Below are 26,244 nucleotides of genomic sequence, written 5' to 3' on the forward strand. Positions count from 1 at the left end.
GCAAAGGTACAAAGAAATCCGTAAATAACATATTGGTTTTGTTTTTTTTATTACTTTATATTATCTCTATCTTGAAATATTAACGTGTATTATGATAAATAGACGTTTTCGGAAAGTATAATTTGCATAAAATAATTTGGTCAATACAAAATAATATTGTACTTTTGCGTTCGTAATAAACATATAAGCGTTGACAATAAAAATAAAGAGAATAAGATTATGAAATTCATAGGAATTATACCAGCAAGATACGCCTCTACGCGTTTCCCTGGCAAGCCGCTCGCCATGTTGGGTGGCAAGCCAGTTATACAGCATGTTTATGAAAAAGTGGCTGCAGTACTGGAAGAAGCATACGTTGCCACTGACGACGAACGCATCTTCAAGGCTGTTGAAGCATTTGGCGGCAAGGCTGTCATGACCCGCACCGACCATAAGAGCGGTACCGACCGCATCGAAGAAGCTATCGAGAAGATTGGCGGCGACTGGGACGTTATCGTAAACGTTCAGGGAGATGAACCTTTTGTTGCTAAGAGTCAGCTGGATACCATCTGTCATTGCTTCGACGACCCAACCACTCAGATTGCTACATTGGGCAAGGCTTTCACCTCGATGGAAGCTGTTGAGAATCCAAATAGTCCAAAGATTGCTGTCAGCAATCAGGGCTTTGCTCTCTACTTCTCGCGCAGTGTAATTCCTTACGTTCGTGGCAAGGAACGCAAGGATTGGCTTAGCCATTTCCCTTATCTCAAGCACCTGGGCATCTATGCCTATCGCAAGGATGTGCTCAGAGAAGTGACCCAGTTGCCACAGAGTTCGCTGGAGATTGCGGAGAGTCTGGAGCAGCTCAGATGGTTGCAGAACGGCTATAAGATTAAGGTGGGAACTACAGACGTAGAGACCGTAGGTATCGATACCCCGGAAGACTTGCAGAGAGCAGAGGAATTTCTCAAGGAGCAGGCGGAATAAAACAATATTACCTATTATATAATAGGTTAAGTATCAAGTATATAAATAGTCAGGTAAAGTATCAAGGCAATGAACAAGATAGAGTCTATCGTCAGGAAATTCATCATCCACCACAATCTTTTTAAAAGTCGTGGCAGATATATAGTTGCCCTATCAGGTGGAGCCGACAGCGTGGCGTTGCTCTTTATCTTGCAACAACTGGGAGTGAGCGTAAGCGCTGCCCATTGCAATTTTCATCTGCGTGGTGAAGAGAGCGAGCGCGATGAACAATTCTGCGTCAATCTTTGCGAAAGGCTCGGAATAACGTTGCATCGCATTCATTTCGATACTCAGTTTTACGCCTGTCAGCACAAAGTGAGCATCGAGATGGCTGCCCGCGACCTGCGTTATCGATATTTTGCCCAACTGGCTAAGGATATTGAAGCCGATGGCATCTGTGTGGCTCATCACCGGGATGACAACGTAGAAACAGTTATTCTTAACCTGCTCAGAGGCAGTGGCGTGGATGGACTGGCTGGCATTGCTCCCAAGAATGGAAACATCCTTCGCCCCCTACTCTGCATCAGCCGTCAGGATATTCTAGACTATCTCCAGTTGCAAGGGCAGGATTATGTAACCGATTCTACCAATCTGGAGGATGATGCTCTGCGCAACAGAATCCGCCATCACGTGATTCCATTACTCGAAACAATCAATCCGGCTGCCAAGGAGAACATCGACCAGACTGCAAAATATCTGAGGCAGGCGAAAACGATGCTGGAGGGATTGATGAATCATGATAGAGCTGATGCAGGTGTTGTCAAGGATTCTTGCAATGAAGGATCGGCAGATGAGCATGTGATTTGCCTGCAGAAGCAACCTATTATGAAAGCTTCTTCCCCTGAATTCATGCTTCATAGCGAACTGGGAAAATATGGTTTTCATGGTGATGTGATTGATGATATTTATGAGAGTCTGGTTGCCAAGGACGGTGGCGTGGGAAAGCTCTGGAAGAATGGCAGTTATATGGTTGCCATCGATAGAAATCAATTGTTGGTTACGGCTTTGGCTGATTTGGATACCATTCAGAGTGAACGCCCGTTCCGCTTGCCGGAAGAAGGTAATTACAACTTAGGAAAAAGCTTGAAGATAAAACTTCATTGCTATCCACGGACTGCTGACTTCACTCCAAGCAAGAGAAGTCTGCTGGTGACGCTTGATGCAGATAAAGTAAGCTTTCCACTTACCTATCGCCTATGCGAAAAGGGGGACCGGTTCTACCCTTTCGGTATGAAAGGAAGTAAATTGGTAAGCGATTATCTTACCGACCGCAAACGGAATGTGGTACAGAAGATGGGGCAACATGTCATTACCGACAGCCAGGGCGAAATCGTATGGCTGGTAGGTGAAAGAACTTCTGACAGGAGCAAGATAACAGATCAAACCCAAAAAATTTTGGAAATAGAACTTGTGCAGAATAATGAAAAACAATAGAATCAAGGGCTTCAGCATTGCTGGAGCCCTGTTGGTAGTCATATTAGCAGCGCTGGGATATTGGATATATTATTGTCTCAATCCCAGCAGAGAGAGAGTAATGGCGGCAAGAGCCACTATCAAGGCTTATTCGCATTACGAACTGAGACAAGACGGCAAGCTGGTCTTATGCTTTGATGAGGATACGGTAAGCCTGGCAGCCAACTTTATGAACCGATGGACTCTCATACCTTCGTGTGGGGGCAGACTGGCTGCTGCATACAATAGCAGCATCAGTAAAAGCTGCTATCAGAAGGTGGATGCAGATACTCTCCTGAAAGAAAAAGTTGATTCGCTTGATAGCGTATATACTGACTCAAAATGGAAGGTTGGAGAGTTGAATTATTATTTACATTCTCACTCCGTTCAAGACCTCGGATATAACCCAATAAGCGGCTATACTCAGCGGGAAATCATCTTACGAGATTCTGCAAGAAAAATGCTTGATTCACTGAAACAAATCCGAAAGAAAGGACATGTGAAACTGGTGCGCTGCATAAGTTACAAGGCGTTTTTCAGGCAGGCTGACGGCAAGTGGGCAAGCGAATCTTGTGAACTTTTGAAAGCCATGGACGGCAGGAATACGGCTGGTCTTCATCTCTTCCGGTTAACTTCAGAAACGACTCCGGATGGTGTTGCCGCACTCTCTCCTCGCCTTGCCTCATCGCTTGCCAAGACACATGGAACAACCCTTCGCCGTTCTATCAACTATAAGCTGAAACCGGATTCGCTCGGCTACTATGAAGGGGCGTTTGACAGTCTTTATCAAGCAAACGGATATGGCAGATGGCAGGCGTATGACGGAACTTATTATGAAGGTGAATGGCAGAATGGAGTCCGACAAGGCTGGGGATTCAGCATCGCTCCAAGAAAGCCACTTCGTGTAGGTGAATGGAAAAATGACAGATATAAAGGAGAGCGACTGGTCTATACTTCCGAGCGTATCTATGGTATCGACATCTCCAAATATCAACATGGAAAAGGAAGAAAGAAATATCCAATCAACTGGGACCGTCTGCGCATCACGCATCTGGGCAGACTGAGTAAGAAAACGGTATCAGGAGCAGTCAACTTCCCTATCCGTTACATCTATATCAAGAGTACGGAAGGTGCCTCGCTATTGAATCCCTATTACAGGAAGGACTACCTGGCAGCCAAGGCTCATGGATTCAAGGTTGGCAGTTATCACTTCTTCAGTACAATTTCGCCAGCAGCCCAGCAGGCGCATTATTTTCTGAAGCACAGCTATATACGCAAAGGCGACTTTCCACCAGTGCTGGATGTGGAGCCTCTGCCCAGCCAGATCAGAAAAATGGGTGGTGCAGGTGTGCTCTTCAGCCGGGTAAGAACATGGCTAAGAATCGTGGAGAGAGCTACGGGTACCAAGCCGATACTCTACATCAGTCAGATATTCGTAAACCGCTATCTATCAATGGCTCCGGATCTTAAACATAACTATCTGGTATGGATAGCAAGGTATGGAGAATATAAGCCCGACATTCATCTTGTTTACTGGCAACTCTGTCCAGATGGACGTGTGGCTGGCATCAGAGGCGAGGTAGATATCAATGTTTTTAATGGCTATAAAGACGCCTTTATGAAATTCTCTCAGAATGAGACAGTTAAATAATTATGTTAAAGTAAGTTATTAAAAGTAACAACGTATCGATTTTTTTGCTATATTCGCACTTAAATGGGTGTAACTAAAAGAAAATATAGCAGATATGAGACAACTTAAGATACAGAAAAGTATAACAAATCGTAATAGTGAGGCGCTCGACAAGTATCTTGTTGAGATAGGTCGTGCGCCCATGATTTCTATCGATGAGGAAATAGAACTGGCTCAGATTATCCGTAAGGGAGGTAGAGCTGGCGAAAGAGCTAAGAATAGATTGGTAGAAGCCAACCTGCGCTTTGTGGTGTCTGTAGCTAAACAATACCAGCATCAGGGATTGACACTTACCGACCTGATTGATGAAGGAAACATCGGACTTATCAAGGCGGCTGAACGATTTGATGAAACGAGAGGTTTTAAGTTTATATCCTATGCGGTATGGTGGGTTCGTCAGAGTATTTTGCAGGCTATAGCTGAACAGAGTCGTATCGTCAGACTGCCTCTCAACCAGGTAGGTTCACTGAATAAGGTAAATCAGGAAATCAACAAGTTCGAACAGGAGAATCTGCGTAAGCCAAGCGTGCAGGAAATTTCAGATAGAACGGGTGTTGACGAAGACAAGATAGCCCAGAGCATGATGGCGAGTGGTCATCATGTAAGTATTGATGCCCCATTCGGATCTGATGATGACGATAATGCCATGGTTGACGTGATGTCGAGTGGTGATGATAGCCGTACAGACAAAGGCGTTGATCATGAAAGTATGGCTCAGGAATTGAGAGCTGTTCTTGATAAGGTCTTGAAGGAAAGAGAACGCAAAATCCTGTGTGCATGCTATGGCATCGGAGAAACCGAAAAGGGTTTGGAAGAGATTGGCGACAAGATGGGATTAACGCGTGAACGTGTTCGCCAAATACGCGAAAAAAGCATTACAAAGTTGCGTGAATCCGGAAATATAAAAATTCTTGCAAAATATCTAGGTTAAAATTTGGATATTTGCGCAGATATAGTTAACTTTGCAATCGGGTACAGACTGTTCTGTTCCCGATTTTTTTATTTGTATGAAGAAATATCTATTATGCCTCTTGTTCTTCACGCTGCTGCCTTGTTGGGCTTGTGCCAGAAGATCGTCACCGAAAGACGCCTATGCTGATTCGGTGATGCATTTGATATTTCGATATGCCCAGACGGTGGATACTACAGGTAGAGCAGCTCATACCTCTTGCGCATATACAAAATTCCAACTTCGTACAAATCGGCGTAATGCCCTGCTCATGCTTGTTCCAACCATGTATGCTGTGGCTCACGGAGGTGGAAGAAAGTTCATCAGCGAGTATTACAACCGGATGAGTCATGATGCTAATGGTCAGTTGATAAACAAGCGCATTCTTGGCATCAGTACCATTCCGCACAGGAGTCGAACGATGGAACAGGCGTTGAGATACATGACTCCAAATGTGTATGAAGAAAATCTCTTTCAGGAGAACATCCTCTCCCCTTTCCATCGGTCCAATCGGATATATTACAAGTATTCGGTCACTCCTCTCCCCTTTGGCATGGCTCAGGTTTACGCTTATCCAAGAATCAGGAATACGCAGACGGTACTTACCAGGGCGATTGTTGACAGCAAGACCGGAAAAATCAGTATGGTTGATTTTGAAGGTGAATATGATATGACCCGCTTCTTCATCTCTGTGAAGATGGGAGCGGAAGGCTTTAAGTCGCTGGTTCCAAAAAGATGTGATATGAGAGCAAATTTCCGGTTCCTTGGCAATAAGATTGTTGGAAGGTATGTTACGGTATATGATTTGCCCGATTTACAGGCTGATTCGCTCAAGCAATTATCTGATACGGCTATCATGGCAAGAGTGAGACCGGAGGAATTAAACCTGGACGAAGAGAGTCTTTATCAATCTTACTACAAGAATAAGAACATCAAGAATACTTTAGCTCATAAGGAAAATGATTTTGTAAAAAATGTGCTTTGGGATATGGTAGGCGATAATATGCTGAACCGTATTTCTCAAGATTTCGGTAAGGAAAATCAGGGCTATTTCAAGCTGAGTCCTATCTTTAATCCGCTCTATATGGGCTACTCTGAACGCAAGGGATTGGTATATAAGTTCGACCTGAGAACGCAATATGCTTTCGATCACAACTTTCTGCTCAGTTTGCAATTCAAGGGCGGATATAGTATGCGACAGCATCGTTTCTATTTCCGCTTGCCTTTTATCTTTAGATATAACAACCTTCATGAAGGTTATCTCAAGGCAGAAATGGGTAATGGTAACCATATCACAACCAATCTGGTGGCACGGAAGTTTGTTGATATGGATACACCGACAGATACCATCAGCAATTATGAGTTCAAGAACGATTATCTGAAGATAACCAACCATTGGCGTTTCAACCAGCATCTGGCATTTGAAGTGGGTCTGGTTAACCATAAGCGTCTGGCTGTAAATCCGACGTTTTATACATCCCACGGCTATCCTTCATGCTATAAGTCGTCCGCCCCAGCCATTGGCATACAATGGTCGCCTAAAGGGAAGCGTGGCCCCGTTCTCACTCTGGACTATGAACGTGGTATCAAGGGTCTGTTTGGCTCCAATATCGAATATGAACGGGTAGAAATGGATGCTCAGAGTATTTTCTATTCCTCCCGTCGCCGCTCCTACTCGCTTAGAGTGGGTACGGGCTTCTATACCAAAAAAGGCGATCATTGGGATTTTGTAGACTACACAAATTTCCATGACAATAACATACCAGGAGGCTGGAATGATGACTGGAGCGGAGAGTTCGAACTGCTCAGTTCTCAATGGTATAATGCCAGCGATTATTACGCCCGCACCAATTTTACATACGAAGCGCCGATGCTGGCAGTGGCATGGGTTCCGCTGATAGGAAGATTCATAGAGAAGGAAAGGCTATACATCAGTTCCCTTGTTGTCCGTCATCTGCATCCTTATTCGGAATTAGGATATGGAGTTACTACCCGACTGATGACTTTGGGTGTCTTCGCAGCATTCCATAATGCTTCATTTGATGGTATCGGTTGCCGCTTCGGCTTCGAACTGTTCAGAAATTGGTAAACTGTTTAAAACTTAAAAATAAGATAAAATTCAACGTTATATATGAATTCACAATTAACTGTATATAAGGCAAGTGCAGGATCGGGCAAGACCTTCACTCTCGCCAAAGAATACATGACTCTCGTGATAGAGAATCCGATGGCTTATCGCACCATTCTCGCTGTGACCTTTACCAACAAGGCAACAGAAGAGATGAAGATGCGTATATTGAGTCAGCTCTATGGTATTGCGCAGGGACTGGAAGAATCGAATGGCTATCTTGAGCAAATCAAGATTGCCTTGCCCCATCTTTCAGAAGGAATAATAAGAAAGAATGCAGCAGAAGCCCTGAGACTCCTCTTGCATAACTACAATTACTTCCGCGTACAGACCATTGATACTTTTTTTCAGGGGGTATTGCGTAATCTGGCTCGAGAACTGGATCTCACAGCTAATCTGCGTATTGGATTGAACGATTATCAGGTAGAACAGCAGGCTGTGGATGAACTGATAGAAAGTTTAACCAGTACTGACCGTCTACTCTTCTGGATCTTGGATTACATTCAGGAAAGTATTGACGATGATAGAAGTTGGAATGTAATAGGCCCCATCAAGAAATTTGGTGAGAATATCTTCAAGGATTACTATAAGGAAAATTCTGATGCTCTGAATCAGTGCATGTCAAAGGAAGGATTCTTCAAGGAATTTACTGCCAAGATGAAAGAAATCAGAAGCCAGGCAAGAGAGAAGCTGCAGGAGATTGCCGCAACTTTCTTTGATAGTCTTGAAGAAGGTGGATATACTGCTGATGATCTGGCTGGAAAAACCAGGGGAATCTGGAGCTATTTCAATAAGTTGAAGAATGGCAAATATGATGAAGATGACTTGATAAACGCCACCTTCCATAAATGTTATGAAAGTCCGGAGGCTTGGGTCAAGAAAAGCGATGTAAAGGAACAGTCACCTCTGTTTATGTTTGTATCTGATAAGCTTTATCCTATCTTGAAATTCTCGGAAGAGAAAAGACCGGAATGGGTGAAGGACTACAAGAGCGCTACCCTTACGATGAAGCATCTCAACCAGTTGCGCCTGCTGGGTAGCATCGACCAGAAAGTGAGAGAACTGAACCAGATAGCCAACCGTTTCCTGTTGAGTGATACTCAGACTCTGCTTCATGCTTTGGTTGAAGACAGCGACTCGCCTTTTATCTTTGAAAAGATAGGAACTCAACTTGATCATGTGATGATAGATGAGTTCCAGGACACCAGTACCATACAATGGCAGAATTTCAAGGTTCTGCTGGAGGAAACCATGAGCAGGGAAAATGCGGGAAATCTCATCGTGGGAGACGTAAAGCAGAGTATCTATAGATGGAGATCGGGTGATTGGCGATTACTCAATAATATCGAGAATGAGTTTGGTGGAACCAAGTCGCTCGAAATGAAAACTCTTGATACCAATTATCGCTCAGACCGCAACATCATCGCCTTCAATAATGCTTTCTTTGTAGAAGCAGCCAAGCAGGAGTGTGAGTTGCTGAAAGACTCTAACCAGGAACAGGTAAAACAATTGGTAAATGCTTATGCCGATGTTTGTCAGAAAGTACCAGAGAAGAAGGGCAAAAAGGGATATGTAGAAGTGCAGTTGCTTGGAGGAGAAGACATCACGGAAAGCATGATGAAGCAGTCGCTGGAAATAGCAACTGAGCTCACGGCTATGGGTGTTCCAGCTAATAAGATTGCCATTCTGGTGCGCAGCAATAAAGCCATTCAGGATATTGCTGCCTATTTTATGGAGAATTCAGATTTTCTGATGGTCTCAGATGAGGCTTTCCGACTGGATGCTTCCCAAGCTGTTTCTACCCTCATTGTGGCATTGCGCCTCATGGCTTGTCCGGATGATGCCATTGCAAAGGCTACCCTCGCCAAATATGCAATCAAGTATCTGAGGGATCCTCATTTGGTTGAAACATTATTGGAACAGCGTTCTACCTTGCTGGAAAAACCGCTCTTTGAGCTTACGGAGATTCTTTATGCTACCTTGGGGATGAATAAGGTAAAGGATATGAAGAAACAAAGCGCTTATGTCTGTGCTTTCTATGACAAGATGAACGAATATCTGGTAGACAACAGCAGCGATATAGATGCCTTTCTCAAGGAATGGGACAATACCATTCATGAGAAAAGTATTCATTGTGATGGAATTAACGGAATCAGACTTATCACCATCCATAAGAGTAAAGGATTGGAATTTGATTATGTAATCATGCCTTTCTGCGACTGGAAACTGGAAAAAATGAATACTATCTGGTGTGAGCCACAGGAGGAACCATTCAATGAACTGCCCCTCGTACCGGTAGACTTCAATGCAAAAGCCATGATGCAATCCATCTATGAGGGGGATTATCATCATGAGCATCTCCAGAATGTTGTTGACAATCTAAATCTGCTTTATGTTGCCTTTACCCGTGCCAGCCATAGTCTGTTTGTATTGGGTAAGCGAGGCAATCAGAACAGTCGCGCATACTTGATAGAATCGGTTCTTCAGAATGTAGCCAGGAATTTGGAGAGTACTGGGGTTCCTGTAGAATTATCGGGAATAGGATCTGAGTCTTCTGAAGATATCAACTTCTCTTACGGTGAACTCATCGTAGAAGAAGAAAATCACGAAGAGAAGAAAGAATCGGAGAACGTCTTCATGAAAGATGAGAAACCGACAGATATCGTACTTTGTGCTAATCCGGATTTGCCGGAATTCAAGCAGAGTAATAAGAGTCGCGACTTTGTAGAGGGTGATGAAGCTGAAGAACAGCAGAAGTTCTACATCAAAATGGGTACGGTATTGCATAGCATTTTTTCTACTATCAAGACTTCAGCCGATGTAGAAAGTGCCCTCAAACAATTGGAAATAGATGGTATTCTCTACGATGACAACGTATCCAATGAAAGATTGGAAAAGATGATTAAGCAGCGCCTTGCCTCTCCTCAGGTAAAAGACTGGTTCTCTGACCGCTGGAGAGTATTGAACGAATGCTCTATCGTGAAATATGTGGATGGAAAAGCTGTTAAGTTCCGACCAGACCGAGTGATGAGAGACGAGAATGAAACGATAGTTGTTGACTTCAAGTTTGGTAAACCAAAGGAAGAACATCAGGAACAGGTTCGTGGATATATGAACTTGTTGCGTGAAATGGGATACCAGAATATCACCGGTTATCTTTGGTATGTTTATCCCAACAAGGTCGTTGAAGTAAGATAATAATTTTGACAAAATAAGTTTTTGATACTCAAAACTAGAAATAAAAGTAAAGCTATGGTACCATTTCTTAAATCAGTAGCAAGAGATTTGAGAGAGAAATATGGCAGGGACATGAGCGACATCGTTGTCGTCTTCCCTAACAAACGTGCCTCTCTCTTTCTGGATACCTATCTTGCAGAAATTGAACATGAGGCTATATGGTCTCCTTCATATATAACTATCAGTGAATTGTTCCGACAGAACAGTCCACTGAAGGTTGCTGACCCTATCAAGCTGGTATGCGATTTGCATAAATCATTTGTGAAATGTACTGAGATTGATGAAACTCTTGACCATTTTTACGGTTGGGGTCAGATGCTCATTACCGATTTTGACGATATTGATAAAAATATGGCAGATGCGCAACTGGTGTTCTCCAACTTAAAAGATATTCATGAGCTTGATGATATCTCCTATCTGACTGATGATCAGAAAAAGATGATTCAGAGGTTCTTCAGTAATTTTTCGGAAGACCACAATTCGGAATTGAAAAAGCGATTTCTCCAATTATGGAGTCATTTCCTCGATATCTACAACGATTTCAACAGTCGTCTCGCTCAGCAGGGGCTTGCCTATGAAGGTGCGCTTTATCGCCAGGTAGTGACTGATGAAAATCTCAAATTTGAACACAAGAAGTATGTTTTCGTCGGCTTTAATATGTTGCAGAAGGTAGAGATGCAATTATGCTACAGGTTGATGAAAGAAGAAAAGGCTGTCTTCTATTGGGATTATGACAAGGCTTATATGGATAACAACCATGAAGCGGGTCATTATATTCGCCAGAATCTGAAGTATTTTCCGAACGAACTTGACGCCGATTCTGACAAAAGCAAGCTGGAAGCAAATGAAAACGGAAACGAGTCTGGTCAATCTGCGGAGAACATATATAATAATTTATCCAGGAAGAAGAGAATCAACTATTTTTCTGCTCCAACAGAGAATGTTCAGGCTAGATTCGTACATACCTGGCTAAAAGAGAACGGGTTGTGCAAGGAGACTGGCAATGTGGCTATTGTTCTTGCTGACGAAAGCTTACTCCCTACTGTTTTACATTCTCTCCCAAAGGAGGTAGAACATGTGAATATAACAATCGGATATCCTTTGCAGCAGACGCCTTTCTACAGTCTGATTCAGCAGCTTATCCAATTGCAGGGCATCGGGCATCCTAAGGCTAGCAATACTTATCGCCTGCATCAGGTTCTTGCCACCCTGCGCCATCCTTATGCCCGTTATATTTCGCAGCTCAACCTACAGGTTATCGAGCAGTTGGAATCAAGGAAGACGTTCTATCCAGATAGAAGTACACTCATCATGAATGAGGATGAAGGACTCGCCATATTGTTCAGAGATATAGATAAGGTTGAGAATCTTGATGAGTATAATATGGGATTGCTAAACTATCTGATAGATATCCTCAAACAGATTGGCTATAACACGAAGCAGCAGAATGTGGACCAGCTTTTCCAGGAGTCTCTTTTCCGTTCTTATACTGTAATCAATCGTCTGAGAGGACTTGTAGAAAGTGGCGATTTAAAGGTTGATACAATAACCTTGGAGCGCTTGATTCTGCAATTGTTCCAGACAACCAGCATCCCATTTCATGGCGAACCAGCTGTAGGTATTCAGATTATGGGAGTCTTGGAAACCCGAAATCTCGATTTCGATTATATGCTAGTCTTATCATGTAATGAAGGAAAGTGGCCAAAGGGTGTCAACGATGCTTCGTTTATACCTTATTCTATAAGAAAAGCTTACGGGTTGACGACCATTGACAATAAAGTAGCTATCTCTGCATACTATTTCTATCGCATGATACAGCGTTGCCAACATTTGACATTCACCTATAATAATGCTACAGAAGAAGGACAGACTGGCGAAATGAGTCGCTTTATGTTGCAGTTGATGATAGAAGGAAAGAATACTGTACACCGTCATTCATTCAAACTCGGTCAGACTCCTTGTCGCGATGAATATAAAGAAGTAGATAAGACAGAAACAATATGGGAAAAACTGAATGAACATTGGAAAATATCTCCTACTTTCATCAATACTTACATGAGATGCGAAAAGCGTTTCTACTATAGATATATAGAGAAACTGGAAGAGCCAGATCTCATTGATGAAGACGAGATAGACAACCGGATATTCGGAAATATATTCCATCGTGCCGCCCAACTTATATACCTGCAGTTTGCCCCAAAATCTGCAGTCAAGCTGGATAAGGATGGTAAGGAACAGCTCATCCACCCTATCATCATCACAAAGGCCGATTTTGAGAATGCCATTAAAAACGAAGCCTTGATTTATCGTATAGTAGATCAGGCTTTCCGTGAAGAGCTGTTCAAGGTTAGCAGTAATGGTTATCAGCCAAAGTATAATGGACTGCAACTTATCAACAGAGAGGTGATAGCCAATTATCTGAAGCAGTTATTGGTTATAGATTGTCGTCAGGCACCATTTACTGTTATCGGTTTGGAGATACCGATAGAAACAAGGTTTGTCCTGCCTACTTCCTGTGGTGATAAGAATATTACCCTATCAGGATTTATCGACAGGTTGGATTCCGTTGCAGCAAATGGCAAACCAGGATTGGAAAATATGGCAGAGAAGATTCGTGTCATCGACTATAAAACAGGTAGAGCACCCGTTTCTCATCCTGCTGAAATTGCAGAGGTGTTCAATCCGGAGATGCTGCGCAAGCATACTGACTACTATCTGCAGACCATCCTCTATGCCTTGATTGTAAGTCAGTCCACTTCTCTCAATCCAGCTAAGGACCCGGTATCGCCAGGACTTCTTTTTATTCAGAATGCAAGAGCAGAAGATTACGATCCGACGCTGAAACTTGGCAGAGGTAGTTATATAGAGAATGTAGCAGATTATAAGGATGAATTTTGGGAGGGTATCATGAAAATCCTCTCTGATATATTCAATAAAGAATTGCCTTTCCGCCCAACCGCTGATAAAGAAAGATGTGCTGCATGTCCTTATGCTGGTCTTTGTAAGTAAGAATATGGAAAAAGGATACTTTTTGAATAAAAAACGGAGAAAAATTTGTAAGATTCAATTTTTCTCTGTATTTTTGCAGAAAAGAAACCTTCTTTTGAAGAGAAGGACTTGTTGTTACTAAAAAATGAATATATTATGACAGAAAAAGAATGCAATATATTGGTTAGTGAAAACCAGAACTACGTAAAGGCTGTCGCCAATCAGTTCCGTGGTAAGGGAATGGAATTTGATGATTTGGTGAGCGAAGGAACGCTTGCCATGATTACCGCAGCACAGAAGTTTGATGCTTCCCGTGGTACCAGATTTGTTTCATATGCAGCTCCTTTCATCCGACAAGCCATGCAGGAGGCTGTTGATAAGCAGACGGCACTTTATCGGATACCAAAAGATCAGAAGAAGTATGCACCTCGCAATGCCAGCAAGGCTGTGTCTATCGACCAGCCAATAAGCGAGGGAAATCCATACACACTTCTTGATATATTGGTGAATCAGGATGTGAATATGGCTGATGATAATGTAGCTTTCCAGCAAATGCTGAAAGATTTGGATAATTGTGTGGATTTGCTTGATGAGCGTGAAAAAGAAGTGGTTCGCAAGTTCTATGGACTTGGAATTCATCATGAGACATTAGCTGAAATTGCTGATGATATGAGTTTGAAACGAGAACGGGTTCGTCAAATCAGAGACAAGGCCATACGTAAGATTTCTAAAAATGCAAGCAGCAAGGTGCTGAAACATTTCTTGAGAAAATAATGGATACAAAAACTCCTAGCCTTTCCGGGTTATACCCAGGGGCTAGGAGTTTTCTGTTTCTATTGCTTTGCTTTCTCGTATTTCGCTTTCTGGTTCAATCGATACTGACGAGGAGTTATGCCCATGCGCTTGTAGAAGTTTGCATAGAAACTCTGACGGGTACTGAAACCAGCCATTTCTGCAATGTCTTCTACACTCATTTTGGCATATCGCTTGTCAGTAAGCAATGACATTGCATCGTTTACACGATAGTCGTTTACAAGTTCAGAATAGTTCTTGTGGAATCTTGTTGCACAAACAGCAGAAATGTAGCGGGAATTTGTTCCCAAATCCTCTGCAAGTCTGCGTGAATTGTATGCAGGATCCTTGTACTTTTGTTCTGAAACCAACATACGCAAGATGTCATCGTGGAGGCGGTCTTTAGTCTCCTCGCTCAACAAGGTTTGATACCTTGCCATCTTTTCTTTTTTAGGTTGAATGTTATATTTAGCCATATCTGTAATAAATTTGATACAACAAAGTTAGTAAATATATTTTGATTTACCAAATTTTTTTCCATTTTTTTAAAAAAAAGAAGAGAAAATTATTGTTTATGTGAAATAAAATGGCTAATTTTGCATTCGTATACATCTTTTTATATAGAAAATGTTACGCAAGTTAATATACAAATAAATGAAATTTAGGATATGAAACAGATATTGTCATTCATAAAAACATACGTTATTCTGGTGATATTGTTCGTGGTGCAGAAGCCTCTTTTTCTTCTTTTGGAAAAGTCTTCTACAGCTCCTCAAACAATAAATATTTGGGACTATATGCCTCAGGTAATCTGGCATGGGTTGTCGCTTGATTTAGGAATGGCAGGTTATCTCTCTGTTATTCCCGGTTTATTGCTTCTGGTGTCTATCTGGATTCGGAAGAAACTGGTTTACCCTATCCTGAATATTTATTTCGGTATTGTCGCCTTCATGGGGGCATTCCTTTTTGCACTGAACTTAGGACTTTATCCGTATTGGAATTTTCCTCTGGACAGTACACCGCTTTTCTATTTTTTCACTTCGCCTAAAGACGCCTTGGCTAGTGTAAGTTTCCTTTACATCATCCTGGCATTTTTAGCAATTCTTATTTCTGCTATAGGTGTATGGTTTATACTTCGTGTTACCATTAAGAAGAAAACTTATCGCAGCAGATATACGAGTTATGGATTCGGTGATTGCCGTGGTGGACACCGTTCCTCTTATGATAGCGATATAGAGCGTCATCGCCTTCGTTCATCGCTCATTCTGTTAGTGCTCACAGCATTGCTTTTCCTTCCTATCCGTGGTGGAGTTACAGTGTCGACGAATAATACAGGCAAGGCTTATTTTTGTCAGGATGCATTTCTTAATCATGCAGCTGTCAATCCTATGTTCAGTCTGTTTGAGTCGCTTTCGCATCAGGAAGATTTTGCAGCTCAATATCGCTATATGGATAATGCTGAGGCTGACAAGCTTTTCAAAGAGCTTGTCAGTTCCAGTGATGTTAATACCTACCCTCTTCTCAATGAAGAGGCAAGAAAGACGGGAAATCCCGACATTTTGATTGTCATCATGGAGAGTTTTGCCAACGACATCATGCCGTCTATGGGCAAGGTGATGAATGTAGCAGTCCAGCTCGATTCAATTGCGCAGAAGAGCATCCTCTTTACGCGTTTCTATGCCAACAGCTTCCGAACAGACAGAGGATTGGTTTCCATTCTGAGTGGTTATCCGGCACAGCCAACAATGAGCATCATGCGCTACCCTGCCAAGACTGCCCAGCTTCCTTCTATAGCCCGTTCTTTAGCTGAGGCTAAGAATTATCGGAATGCTTATTATTATGGTGGTGATGTTGATTTTGCCAACCAGCGTTCTTATCTTGTTTCGCAAGGATATCAGAAGATAATATCTGATGCTGATTTCCCGATTGAAGATAAGCTGAGCAAATGGGGAGTGCACGATCATATTGTGGCTGAAAAGTTGCTGGCTGATTTGAAAAAGGAACAGCATGTAAAGCATCCTATGTTGCGCATCTTCCAGACATCCAGCAGTCATGAGCCGTTTGACGTGCCATATAGCCGGTTGAAGGACAAGCGTCTGAATGCTTTTGCCTATACAGACAGCGTGATAGGTCATCTTATGAGAGAATATAGCAAACTTCCTAGATGGAAGAATACATTGGTAGTATTGGTTCCTGATCATGTGGGTGGTTATAAAGAACATCTTGATAATTTTGACAGATCACGTTATCAGATACCGCTTATCCTGACAGGTGGTGCTATTGCCCGCCCTATGAAGGTGGCACTTGTAGGCTCACAGAACGATATTGCAGCAACTCTTCTCGGACAGCTGGGTGTGAAGCATCAGGATTTCCTGTTCAGCAAGAACATGATGAGCGATGCAACGCCTAAGTTTGCCTTCTTTGATGTGCCGGATGCATTTGGTATGGTTTCTGAAGACAATTCAATCATCTATGACAACAAGACACAGAAGATAGTGTATGATCAAGGTAGAAAAGGATATAATTTAAAGCGCGGACAGGCTTATTTGCAGAAGCTGTATGATGATATAGCAAGCAAAAAATAGAATAAAATCAGTAAGATAAAGAAAGAAAAATGATAGAATTCATTCAACAATTAGAACACATTGATATGCAGATTTTTCTGTTTTTCAATGGCTTTCATAGTGACTTTTGGGATTATTTCATGTTGATTTTTTCCGATCGTTTCGTGTGGGTTCCGTTTTATGCAAGCTTTCTCTTTGTCATGGTCAGAAGCTTTCCTGTCAAGGTTGTGCTTACCACTCTGATAGTAATAACACTCATCATTGCGCTCTGTGATCAGACAGCCTCAGGTCTGTTGAAGCCTATGATAGGAAGAATGCGCCCGAGCAATCCCGACAATCCGATTTCCCCGATGGTTCATATTGTTCAGGGGTATCGTGGTGGAGCCTATGGATTTCCCTCATCCCATGCAGCCAATGCATGGGGAATGGCTTTTTTTGCGAGGCATCTTGTACGGAGAAGTAAACTGACTCTGTTTCTCTGTCTTTGGGCGCTGATAACCTGCTACTCCAGAATGTATCTGGGAGTGCATTATTTTGGCGATGTGTTGGTAGGAACAGTCATCGGTTTCATCTATGCTACACTCTGCTATTATGTCTTCCAGCATTTCCTCAGGAAATATACGGATAGCTTCAAGCCAACGAATTACCTGCGCTTTTCCTATGTACCAATCTTGACTGGGCTGGTATCTATATGGATTATCATCTGTGCGAGTGGGATACTGATGATGTACGGTATAAACATAAGATAAGTCTATGACTCTGTCTGGGAACGACAAAATTTATTTATAAACATATAATTAATATAAGGATTATGAAAAAAATGACATTTATGGCCATTGCCATGGGACTGTTTGCATTCACAGCATGCCAGCAGACAAAGAAGGAAGCTCCAGCAGCTGAACCTGTTGTAGAAGTAATCACAGATTCTGCTACTCAGCAGAAGGTTGCCGGTGAATACAAGAGCGCTGATGGTAAGCGTATCATTACTATCAATAGCGACTTTACCGTAAAGACAACCGGTCTTGACAAGGACTTTTTCAAGTGGGAGTTCATGGTTAAGCCAGAGAATTCTACAGTCAATATCAATCTTGTCCGTAAAGGTTTGGATGCAGAGGTTAAGGATCAGGCTGTTATTGATGCAGAAGAGGGCTCTCTTTTGTTGAAGAATGAGACTTTCCGTAAGGCAGCTGAGACCAAGTAAAGCGATAGAATTCACTTTACAGAATGATATAAAAAGCAAAGCACCTCCACTTCACAGTGGGGGTGCTTCTATTTAAAGTATTAGCATTCTTTAAGGTAAAAAGATTGTATTCAGGATAACGGTTGCAAAGGTAGCTGTTTTACACGAGAAAAACAAATATTTTTATATGTTTAAGAACATGTTTTAGAATATTCCATACTGATATTATAAATAATGTTTAGATAATTTCCGTACTTGCAATTAAATTTGTATCTTTGCACCAAAAATAACAATATAATAAATAAGATATATGGCAATTAATGAGGAAAAGAAGCTTGAAGAGAAGAAAAGTCTTTCTTTCGTCGAGCAATTAGTTGAGGAAGATCTCAAGGAAGGTAAGAATGGTGGAAGAATACAAACCCGTTTCCCGCCAGAACCAAATGGCTATCTTCATATTGGTCATGCCAAGGCCATCTGTATGGACTTTGGTGTTGCAGAGAAATATAATGGAGTATGTAATCTCCGTTTCGATGACACCAATCCTAGTAAGGAGAACAATGAATATGTAGAAAATATTCTTCAGGATATTCAGTGGCTTGGCTTTAAGTGGGGTAATATATATTATGCTTCCGATTATTTTGAGAAGTTGTGGGAGTTTGCTGTCTGGATGATCAAGAAAGGTCATGCTTATATCGACGAGCAGACTGCTGAGCAGATTGCTGAGCAGAAGGGTACTCCTACTTCTCCTGGTACTGCCAGTCCTTACCGTGACCGTCCTATCGAAGAGAACCTTGCTCTTTTTGAGAAGATGAATACACCTGAGGCTGCGGAAGGAAGTATGGTGCTGCGTGCCAAGCTCGATATGGCTAACCCTAACATGCACTTCCGTGACCCTATCATGTATCGTATCATTCATACTCCTCATCATCGCACAGGCACTAAGTGGAATGCTTATCCAATGTACGATTTTGCTCATGGACAGAGTGACTACTTTGAGGGTGTAACCCACTCTATCTGTACTTTGGAGTTTGTTCCTCACCGTCCTCTCTACGATAAGTTTATAGACTTCTTGAAGGAAAAGGATGGCACAGACAATGTTTTGAATGATAACCGTCCACGTCAGATTGAGTTCAACAGATTGAACCTTACCTATACTGTAATGAGTAAGCGTAAGCTTCATACATTGGTGGATGAGCATCTGGTAAACGGTTGGGATGATCCTCGTATGCCTACACTTTGCGGAATGCGCCGTCGTGGTTATTCTCCTGAGAGCATCCGCATGTTCATCGACAGTATCGGTTATACCAAGTTTGACGCCCTTAATGATATGGCTCTCCTGGAGGCTTCTGTACGTGAGGACTTGAACAAGAAAGCTTGTCGTGTAAGTGCTGTGCTTGACCCGGTTAAGCTTGTCATCACCAACTATCCTGAGGGTGAGAGCGAGGAGATGGAGGCTATCAATAATCCTGAGAATGAGGCTGATGGCTCACATACCATTACTTTCTCAAAGAATCTCTGGATTGAGCGTGCTGACTTTATGGAAGATGCTCCAAAGAAGTTCTTCCGTATGACTCCTGGTAAGGAAGTTCGTTTGAAGAACGCTTACATCGTGAAGTGTACAGGCTGTACCAAGGATGAGAATGGCGTTATCACTGAGATTCAGGCTGAGTACGATCCTATCAGCAAGAGCGGTATGGAAGGTGCTAACCGCAAGGTGAAGGGTACACTCCATTGGGTATCTGCTGACCATTGCGTAAAGGCTGAGGTTCGTGAATATGACCGACTCTTTGCCATCGAGAATCCTTCTGCTGATGAGCGCGACTTCCGTGAGCTGCTCAATCCGGAAAGTTTCCACGATTACAAGAACTGCTATGTTGAGGAGTATGCTGCCGGCAAGAAGCCTGGTGAATATCTCCAGTTCCAGCGCATCGGTTACTTCATGGCTGATCTTGACAGCACAGCAGAAAAACCTGTATTTAACAAGACTGTTGGCTTAAAGGACACTTGGGCTAAGCAGAATAAATAACAGAACTTTCGCATGTGGGGAAGTTAGGGAAGTTAGGGAAGTTAAGGGACAAATGTCCTACGTTTTACGCAAGATAACTATTGTCTCTTAACTTCCCGAACGACCGAAGGGAGTGATAACTTCTTTAACTTCTGAACTTGCGAAACAAGAATAGATTATATTAGGATAATGAATACAGCAGATCTTTTTCTTTGGATTCTAGATAATTTGAGCTATTGGGTGGTTGCACTGTTCATGGCTATCGAAAGTTCGTTCATTCCTTTTCCTTCTGAGGTTGTTGTTCCGCCAGCAGCGTGGAAGGCGATGGATCCAAACAGTGGAATGTCATTCCTTCTGGTCATTGTTTTTGCAACTGTCGGTGCAGACCTCGGTGCGTTGATTAATTACTATTTGGCAAAATGGGTGGGTCGCCCTATCATCTATCGTTTTGCAGATAGCCGCCTGGGACACATGTGCCTGATTGACCGCAAGAAGGTTGAAGTGGCAGAAGAGTATTTCCGCAAGCATGGTGCTGCCTCTACCATATTTGGTCGTTTAGTGCCTGCTGTCCGTCAGCTTATCAGTATTCCTGCCGGTCTGGCAGGTATGCATGTAGGCAAATTCCTGCTCTATACCACAATAGGTGCAGGTGTATGGAATACGGTTCTGGCTACCATCGGATGGGGTATTTATAAGTATACTGATTATAAGACCACACAGGATGTTTATCAGCAGGCCTTGAAATACAGCCATGAGTTGGGCTATATCATCCTGGGCTTGGCTGTGATAGTAGTAGCTTTCCTTGTCTATAAAGGAATGAAGAAAAAATAATTTCAATATACTGAAACGAAGAAGCGGGAGCGCCATATATCCATGACGCCCCCGCTTTTTTTATGATTTAAAGCTTGCAACAAGCTTCTTACCAGGAATACTGATAGTCTTGCCGGTTTTAAAACGGTCGAATCCTTCACCGTACACACCAATAACGGCACTTTGACTTACGAATGCTGCAGGGTCTATTTCATCGATGAGACGGAATATTTTCTGCGATTCACGCTGTCGGGCCAACACAAAGAGCATGTGTACATCCTTGCCGCTATAGCATCCATGACCATCCATGATAGTACATCCTCTATCGGCTGCAGTATTGATGGCTGCACTCAGTTCCAGATATTTATCTGAAATGATGAAGAACTGTACCGAGCGGCGAAGTGTGTTGACAATATGGTCTACACAAATCGATACCACAAAAAGACAGACATAGCCATAGATGACCTGTTCCCAAGATTGAAGAACAAAATAAGAACTGGTAATGATGCAGAGGTCACAAATCATGATAGCATGCCCCAATGAAATGTTCCAGTACTTGTTGATCATGGCGGCTACCGTATCACTACCTCCCGTAGAACCATTGGCTGAAAGTCCAAGTCCAGCACTGCTTCCCATGAAGAATGCACCGATAACCGTTGCCATGAAGGGTTGGTCGTGCAGTAGAGGAGTCATTCCCACGGTCTGGGTCTCAATAATGCGCGAGGTAATGGCAAAGATAGCCACTCCATAAATGGTTTTAAGGCAGAATTGATAGCCTAAGATACGAAAGGCAATAATCAGCAGGAAAACATTGAGTGCGAAGTAGGATACAGATACCGGAATGCCGAATCCCCAGCACAGGATGGAAGCGATACCTCCTACTCCACCCATCGTAATATGGTTTGGAAGCAGGAAAATGTTAAGACCGATACTCCCCTCAATCATTGCCAATGCAATAATCATGTAATCACGGATTTCGTGAATTTTACTTTTTCTAGTCATATATAATTATGTATATTTTGATTTCGTGTGCAAAGTTACTGCTTTTTAGAGACAACACAAAATAAAAAAAACAAAAAAATCGATAAAAAGCATGGCTATATCAATATATTTTTATAATTTTGCAGAAGGTAGCTATCAGTCGCTATCAACAGAACATATACTAGTAATTAGAAAAATCAATCTTGTCTATGGCAGTTATTTCAGAAAACATCAGTCAATGGCCATGTCTTAGTGATGGTCTTCACTACAATTGGTTGGTCGATTATGCGGCTTTCAGTGCCTTTGGTACCTTTGAACTTTCGCCAGAGGAATGGGAGAAGCGTGAACTTATAGTCAATTTTAAAGGAAACTCTGAGTTGACGACAGAAATAGATCATCAGCAAGCTTTAAAAAAGGCTATTGATATGGTTGTATCCTTTCTTAAAGATGTTTTGGGCAATGAAAGTTCATCCATTACGCTTGTCTGTATTCCTGCCTCATTGAAAAAGCACACAGAGCGTCGTTTCCATAGCTTCAGTGAACAGGTTTGCGCACAGACCGGACTTCAGAATGCTTACGATGCCTTTAGCTATACGACAGAGAAAGATGAGGATGGCGATGAAACAGATACGCTTCATATTGATGAGTCTTTCTTTAAAGGGAAGAAGGTTTTGCTGTTTGATGACATGATAGCCACAGGTGGTTCCATTTCCCGATTTGCAGAAAAGCTCAAGGCAATGGGTGCTTCCGTGATAGGCGCATTGGCTTTAGGTAAAAAGATTTCTGATGGTTATGATCAGAAAATATAAATCATTCACGAAGTCAAAGCTAGCCTCAGGTCACCCCGTCAAAGAGTACATTGAAGAAAATTAGGATAAAGAATCAGGGATGGATACACCTTAATAACAGGTGAAATCCATCCCCTTTTCTTTCTATAAGATAATCATACTTAGATTATCGTGATCCATACGGCTTCTCCCTGCTCCTGCGCCTCAGTGATGCGCTTCATCAGGCGGCCCAACCAGATGCGGGAGTTCACCACCATGCCCGGATACTTGTTCTCGCCTACCAGGATGCAGCCCTGTGTATCATCGGGATAATTGCCGGCATGGATGCGGATTCCCTCAAAGTCGGGGACGCCCTGCAGATAGGGCAACCACTTACGGAAACGGGGCGAAAGGGTGATGACTACACGGTATGAACCCTCGGGGATGGCAGTGTGTCCCGGTACTTTCTTCGACTTGCAGCCGCTCTTGCGCCCATTCCTGAAATTCACTTCCTCCGGACTCAAGGGAATGCCCTTCAGATTACGCCATGCAGGCTCCAGAGTGTCGCAGAAGTAATGATGGGCATCCTGCAACCCTTGGTCAAATGAGTTGCGAAACTGACGTTTATCAGCAGTCGTTCTGCTGAAATCCTTGCGCGAGTCTACCTCTTCTTCCTTCAGAAGATAAAGATGACCTATAGTGTAGGTATTCATCTTAGCTATGCGTTTTAATACTATCTCCATAGAATTACGATTTTTTAAGCAGATAACTTCTTTTATATTGCACCTTGCGGAAAATCAAACTGTCAGTGTCAGTGTCAGCAGAATCATCCTTCAGCAACTTCACAACATACCCACGGGATACCCACTGATAAACAGCATCCATCGTACGCTTGCGGTTGTCATCAAAGCCTTGCTCCCTGCGCAGTTTGGCATAGTCCTTGAGCGAGAATTCATCAGGCAACAACTCCAGAAGGTTCTTCGGACCATGAGGTGCAGTCTTTGGCAAACTATCCTGATCTCTATCCGCATCATAAATCATCTGTCCAAATAATTTTAACTTACAGTAGAGGTCATAACGCTCACCCCAACGCACGAAATCCTCGATAGACTTCTCCCATTTCATACCATTTGCCACATATAGTATACAAGCTTTCAGATAAGCGATGACATTGGCTCTGAACGAAAGATTTTCGAAAACCACATCCTGAGAAAGACGGGCAAACTGGGCGTTCTCATCCAGCAGCTTCTGAGCCAGTTTCAGCGCTTCAGGACATTCCACCAAACCTCTTGCCTTCACAAGATTGTCGATGTAGGGTTTCAACTGTTCGTCAAACGCTGCATCATAAGTGCCGTAAACGGGGAGTTCTGAGCCGCAGGGACGGCGGTCGATGGTGCAGAACGAGATGCGGCTGATAGGGCCATCCGTCACCACCCTTTTGAAATAGTCACGACATTTCTTTGGCGTGCAGCAAGCGTTCCAGTTGAAGCGCACCTTCACCGTCTCAGTGACGCTCTGGGTGCTCACTCGGTCCTGTCCGTAATTGCCCAGGTCGAAAGCCAGTTCCATGATGCGGAAGTGCTGGTTGGTCTTGCCCTTTAGTGCATCGAAGAGGTTCAGCTCGTTCACCTTCGAGTAGAGGAAATGATTCTCAGCCTCCTTCATGCGAAGCACGAAAGCCGGGTTCGTCATATCAATATTAACTTCTTGGATAATAAGACCTTGAGGTCGTTCTCTTCTATCTTTATTTGACCCCTTTCTGTTGCACTCATCTTTCCATGCTCGCTCTCTTTCACGCTGTTCTGCATCCCGCTTCCTGATATCAGCCATGATGTGGTTGATGGGCTGCGTAATGGCTTCCTTTCCACTTCCGGTAGGAGCACACAAGATGGAAGAAATCGTTGCTTCATGTTCTACATTGTCAAGATAGCGGAATCGGGTTTCACAAAGATGCGATGCCAGTGGCGGAAAGACTGCCTGCGATACAGCTGGCTTATAGATGTTCGGAGTCTTTGAAATCAGGAGTTTGATGAGCTTGGGTATTCTTCTAGGCATCTGATGAATCTGATAAAAGTAAGATTCCGGATTATTGATGTCACCAAAGTCACTATCATCATAATTGCCTGCCATCTGCTTTACTTCGTCATTACGCACCAGCTGGATGGCTTTGCTAACCACACTTGGCATACGGAAGCTCTGCTTTCTGCTGCAGGCGCTGTCCACGGTGGTAAAGGCTCTCTTCTTCTCCTCCCCGAAGGTTGGAATCACCTGCTTGATCCAGGCTGCATTATCGTCACAGATGTAGCGCAGATAGCACGCCAGTGTAAAGATAAATGTGTTTCTGGATCCATGCTGCGGTTCACCGCCCAGCAACTCTATCAGCTTCGCTACAAGCGATGAGTAAGGGATGCCCTGATACTCGTTGGGGAAGATTTGTGCGGATTCCACGCCATCAGCATTCTGAGGAACTCCAGCAGCGCTGAGATGACCAGCATCAGCACCATTGCTATTAGCAGGTTGGGCAGGCTGAACAGCAGAGCCAGAAGAAACAGCACGATGGCTGTCAGTGCCCGAAAGTCGATTGTCTTGAACATTTTTACTTTGAACTTTGAGATTTGAACTTTGAACTTTATGATTACCATTGCCGCCAGCCGCCTCGCCAGAAGAAGCCTCGCCAGCCTCAGTCTTGCCGCCAGAAGCCTCGCCAGCAGCAGCCCCGTCAGCCTCAGTCTTGCCGCCAGCACCCTCGCCAGCAGGCTTTCTATCCTTAAACAGCTCCTCCTCATTGATGAAGAGGATATAATCCTGAGGAACGATGAACGAAGGGCGCGCCAAGTCCTTCACGCAAACATCATATTCCTCGTCTTCCAGCTTCTCCGACATCCATTTCTGCGCCTCTGCCAGCGACATGCCGTCTGGAATCACAAACACCAGCCGGAGGCCTTCTCCGGAAGGCGTCACATGGATGAGAACAATGAGGTCGAGAACAGCCTTGTCAAGACTTTTCTTCTTCTCCTCCCACCATCCTCTAGGGTTCGTTATATGATCCTTGTCATAGATGGAAAGCCCGCTGGGGATGGCTCCCTTGTTCGTTCTCCGACCATCCTTGAAGGTGGCATGAGGCGTCAGGATAGGCAGACGTTTCTTCAGCTGCGATTTCAAGGTTTCAAAATCCTCCTTGCTCATCTCGCCTCTGCGTCTGCTCTCCAGAGCATCCTCTATCTGTGCGCAGACATCCTTCACCACTTTGCTCTGAATGGCCTTGTGGAAAAGCTCGGGAGTGCAAACCTGCACTGCCCTGCTCATCACGCTATCTGATATTCCGAAACTCATAGGCTAACAATTTTTAGTTACAAACTCGCCAGCAATCTCACTCTCCTCGCCGATAACCCTGGCTGGCACCACATCGGTTTCACGGCGGCTGATGCAAAGATGCATTCTGACATCTTCCTCACCCACGCTGGCACATCCATGTGCCAAACGGATAAACTTACGCTGCTTGCGCTTCTCGCTATTGTTGCTGAAAGCGTTGAAGTTGCCCTCCTTGGGGCTGATGAGAGCGATAGAGCCTCTCTTGCGCTTGCCGCTGGCAACAAGTGCCTTATACACGGCATCTGAAATCTGAATTTTGATATACATAGTATTCCAATCTTAAAACGTTGAAAAATATTCACTAATCACTAACAGCTAATCACT

The 26,244-nt window shown here is 43.3% G+C and carries 19 protein-coding genes; 14 read left to right on the plus strand and 5 right to left on the minus strand.

Annotation, left to right across the window (positions count from 1 at the left end; genetic code table 11):
• Positions 1 to 219 precede the first annotated feature (219 nt).
• The 8 genes from kdsB (at position 220) to ACTQ53_RS04360 (ending at position 14,223) form a co-directional block, all read left to right on the plus strand.
• On the plus strand, positions 220 to 966 hold the full coding sequence (kdsB, locus tag ACTQ53_RS04325) for a 3-deoxy-manno-octulosonate cytidylyltransferase (RefSeq protein WP_295348237.1): 747 nt from the start codon (positions 220 to 222) through the stop codon (positions 964 to 966).
• 69 nt (positions 967 to 1,035) lie between these two features.
• Positions 1,036 to 2,439, plus strand: a complete 1,404-nt coding sequence (gene tilS / locus ACTQ53_RS04330) for a tRNA lysidine(34) synthetase TilS (protein ID WP_441932191.1) — start codon at positions 1,036 to 1,038, stop codon at positions 2,437 to 2,439.
• A complete protein-coding gene (locus tag ACTQ53_RS04335) occupies positions 2,426 to 4,108 on the plus strand; it encodes a GH25 family lysozyme (RefSeq protein WP_441932192.1) in 1,683 nt (560 codons plus the stop codon). Before tilS ends, ACTQ53_RS04335 begins: the two co-directional genes overlap by 14 nt.
• Positions 4,109 to 4,202: 94 nt before the next feature.
• Entirely contained in the window at positions 4,203 to 5,078 is an 876-nt protein-coding gene (locus tag ACTQ53_RS04340; protein WP_217761489.1) for a sigma-70 family RNA polymerase sigma factor, read from the plus strand.
• A gap of 76 nt (positions 5,079 to 5,154) precedes the next feature.
• Complete coding sequence (locus ACTQ53_RS04345) at positions 5,155 to 7,185, plus strand: DUF5686 family protein (protein WP_441932194.1); 2,031 nt, start codon at positions 5,155 to 5,157, stop codon at positions 7,183 to 7,185.
• A 42-nt stretch (positions 7,186 to 7,227) separates the two neighbouring features.
• Positions 7,228 to 10,422: a UvrD-helicase domain-containing protein gene (locus tag ACTQ53_RS04350; protein WP_441932195.1), complete on the plus strand. Its 3,195-nt coding sequence runs from the start codon at positions 7,228 to 7,230 to the stop codon at positions 10,420 to 10,422.
• 54 nt (positions 10,423 to 10,476) lie between these two features.
• On the plus strand, positions 10,477 to 13,470 hold the full coding sequence (locus ACTQ53_RS04355) for a PD-(D/E)XK nuclease family protein (protein WP_441932197.1): 2,994 nt from the start codon (positions 10,477 to 10,479) through the stop codon (positions 13,468 to 13,470).
• Positions 13,471 to 13,605: 135 nt separating this feature from the next.
• The gene (locus ACTQ53_RS04360) at positions 13,606 to 14,223 is read left to right on the plus strand and encodes a sigma-70 family RNA polymerase sigma factor (protein ID WP_441932198.1); all 618 of its coding nucleotides are present in this window, start codon (positions 13,606 to 13,608) and stop codon (positions 14,221 to 14,223) included.
• A gap of 59 nt (positions 14,224 to 14,282) precedes the next feature.
• Here ACTQ53_RS04360 and ACTQ53_RS04365 read toward each other — a convergent pair whose 3' ends face one another.
• The gene (locus tag ACTQ53_RS04365; protein ID WP_153126155.1) at positions 14,283 to 14,717 is read right to left on the minus strand and encodes a helix-turn-helix domain-containing protein; all 435 of its coding nucleotides are present in this window, start codon (positions 14,715 to 14,717) and stop codon (positions 14,283 to 14,285) included.
• A 192-nt stretch (positions 14,718 to 14,909) separates the two neighbouring features.
• On the opposite strand from ACTQ53_RS04365, the gene ACTQ53_RS04370 reads away from it, so the two are divergent.
• The 5 genes from ACTQ53_RS04370 to ACTQ53_RS04390 all read left to right on the plus strand — a co-directional run bounded on the left by ACTQ53_RS04370 (position 14,910) and on the right by ACTQ53_RS04390 (position 20,821).
• Positions 14,910 to 16,826: an LTA synthase family protein gene (locus ACTQ53_RS04370; protein ID WP_441932199.1), complete on the plus strand. Its 1,917-nt coding sequence runs from the start codon at positions 14,910 to 14,912 to the stop codon at positions 16,824 to 16,826.
• Positions 16,827 to 16,945: 119 nt separating this feature from the next.
• Positions 16,946 to 17,554 carry a phosphatase PAP2 family protein gene (locus ACTQ53_RS04375; RefSeq protein ID WP_294972007.1) on the plus strand — a complete coding sequence of 203 codons (609 nt, stop codon included), beginning with the start codon at positions 16,946 to 16,948 and terminating at the stop codon, positions 17,552 to 17,554.
• Positions 17,555 to 17,616: 62 nt separating this feature from the next.
• Positions 17,617 to 18,006, plus strand: coding sequence for a hypothetical protein (locus ACTQ53_RS04380; RefSeq protein ID WP_153126149.1), 390 nt, complete (start codon positions 17,617 to 17,619; stop codon positions 18,004 to 18,006).
• 289 nt (positions 18,007 to 18,295) lie between these two features.
• Positions 18,296 to 20,011 carry a glutamine--tRNA ligase/YqeY domain fusion protein gene (locus tag ACTQ53_RS04385; protein ID WP_295348259.1) on the plus strand — a complete coding sequence of 572 codons (1,716 nt, stop codon included), beginning with the start codon at positions 18,296 to 18,298 and terminating at the stop codon, positions 20,009 to 20,011.
• A 168-nt stretch (positions 20,012 to 20,179) separates the two neighbouring features.
• Complete coding sequence (locus ACTQ53_RS04390) at positions 20,180 to 20,821, plus strand: DedA family protein (protein ID WP_441932201.1); 642 nt, start codon at positions 20,180 to 20,182, stop codon at positions 20,819 to 20,821.
• A 60-nt stretch (positions 20,822 to 20,881) separates the two neighbouring features.
• Here ACTQ53_RS04390 and ACTQ53_RS04395 read toward each other — a convergent pair whose 3' ends face one another.
• Entirely contained in the window at positions 20,882 to 21,802 is a 921-nt protein-coding gene (locus ACTQ53_RS04395) for a YitT family protein (RefSeq protein ID WP_441932202.1), read from the minus strand.
• A gap of 188 nt (positions 21,803 to 21,990) precedes the next feature.
• Between ACTQ53_RS04395 and ACTQ53_RS04400 the strand changes: the two genes are divergently transcribed.
• A complete protein-coding gene (locus tag ACTQ53_RS04400; protein ID WP_294972480.1) occupies positions 21,991 to 22,590 on the plus strand; it encodes a phosphoribosyltransferase family protein in 600 nt (199 codons plus the stop codon).
• A 140-nt stretch (positions 22,591 to 22,730) separates the two neighbouring features.
• On the opposite strand, the gene ACTQ53_RS04405 is transcribed toward ACTQ53_RS04400, so the two are convergent.
• The 3 genes from ACTQ53_RS04405 to ACTQ53_RS04415 are packed head-to-tail and all read right to left on the minus strand — an operon-like array spanning position 22,731 to position 26,187.
• The gene (locus ACTQ53_RS04405) at positions 22,731 to 23,291 is read right to left on the minus strand and encodes a DUF5675 family protein (protein WP_441932204.1); all 561 of its coding nucleotides are present in this window, start codon (positions 23,289 to 23,291) and stop codon (positions 22,731 to 22,733) included.
• A gap of 4 nt (positions 23,292 to 23,295) precedes the next feature.
• Positions 23,296 to 25,881 carry a BT4734/BF3469 family protein gene (locus tag ACTQ53_RS04410; protein ID WP_441932205.1) on the minus strand — a complete coding sequence of 862 codons (2,586 nt, stop codon included), beginning with the start codon at positions 25,879 to 25,881 and terminating at the stop codon, positions 23,296 to 23,298.
• A gap of 3 nt (positions 25,882 to 25,884) precedes the next feature.
• Positions 25,885 to 26,187 carry a cell division topological specificity factor gene (locus ACTQ53_RS04415; RefSeq protein ID WP_441932206.1) on the minus strand — a complete coding sequence of 101 codons (303 nt, stop codon included), beginning with the start codon at positions 26,185 to 26,187 and terminating at the stop codon, positions 25,885 to 25,887.
• Positions 26,188 to 26,244 lie beyond the last annotated feature (57 nt).

It is taken from the genome of Prevotella sp. Sow4_E9_plate (genome assembly GCF_052116205.1).
Lineage (GTDB): Bacteria > Bacteroidota > Bacteroidia > Bacteroidales > Bacteroidaceae > Prevotella.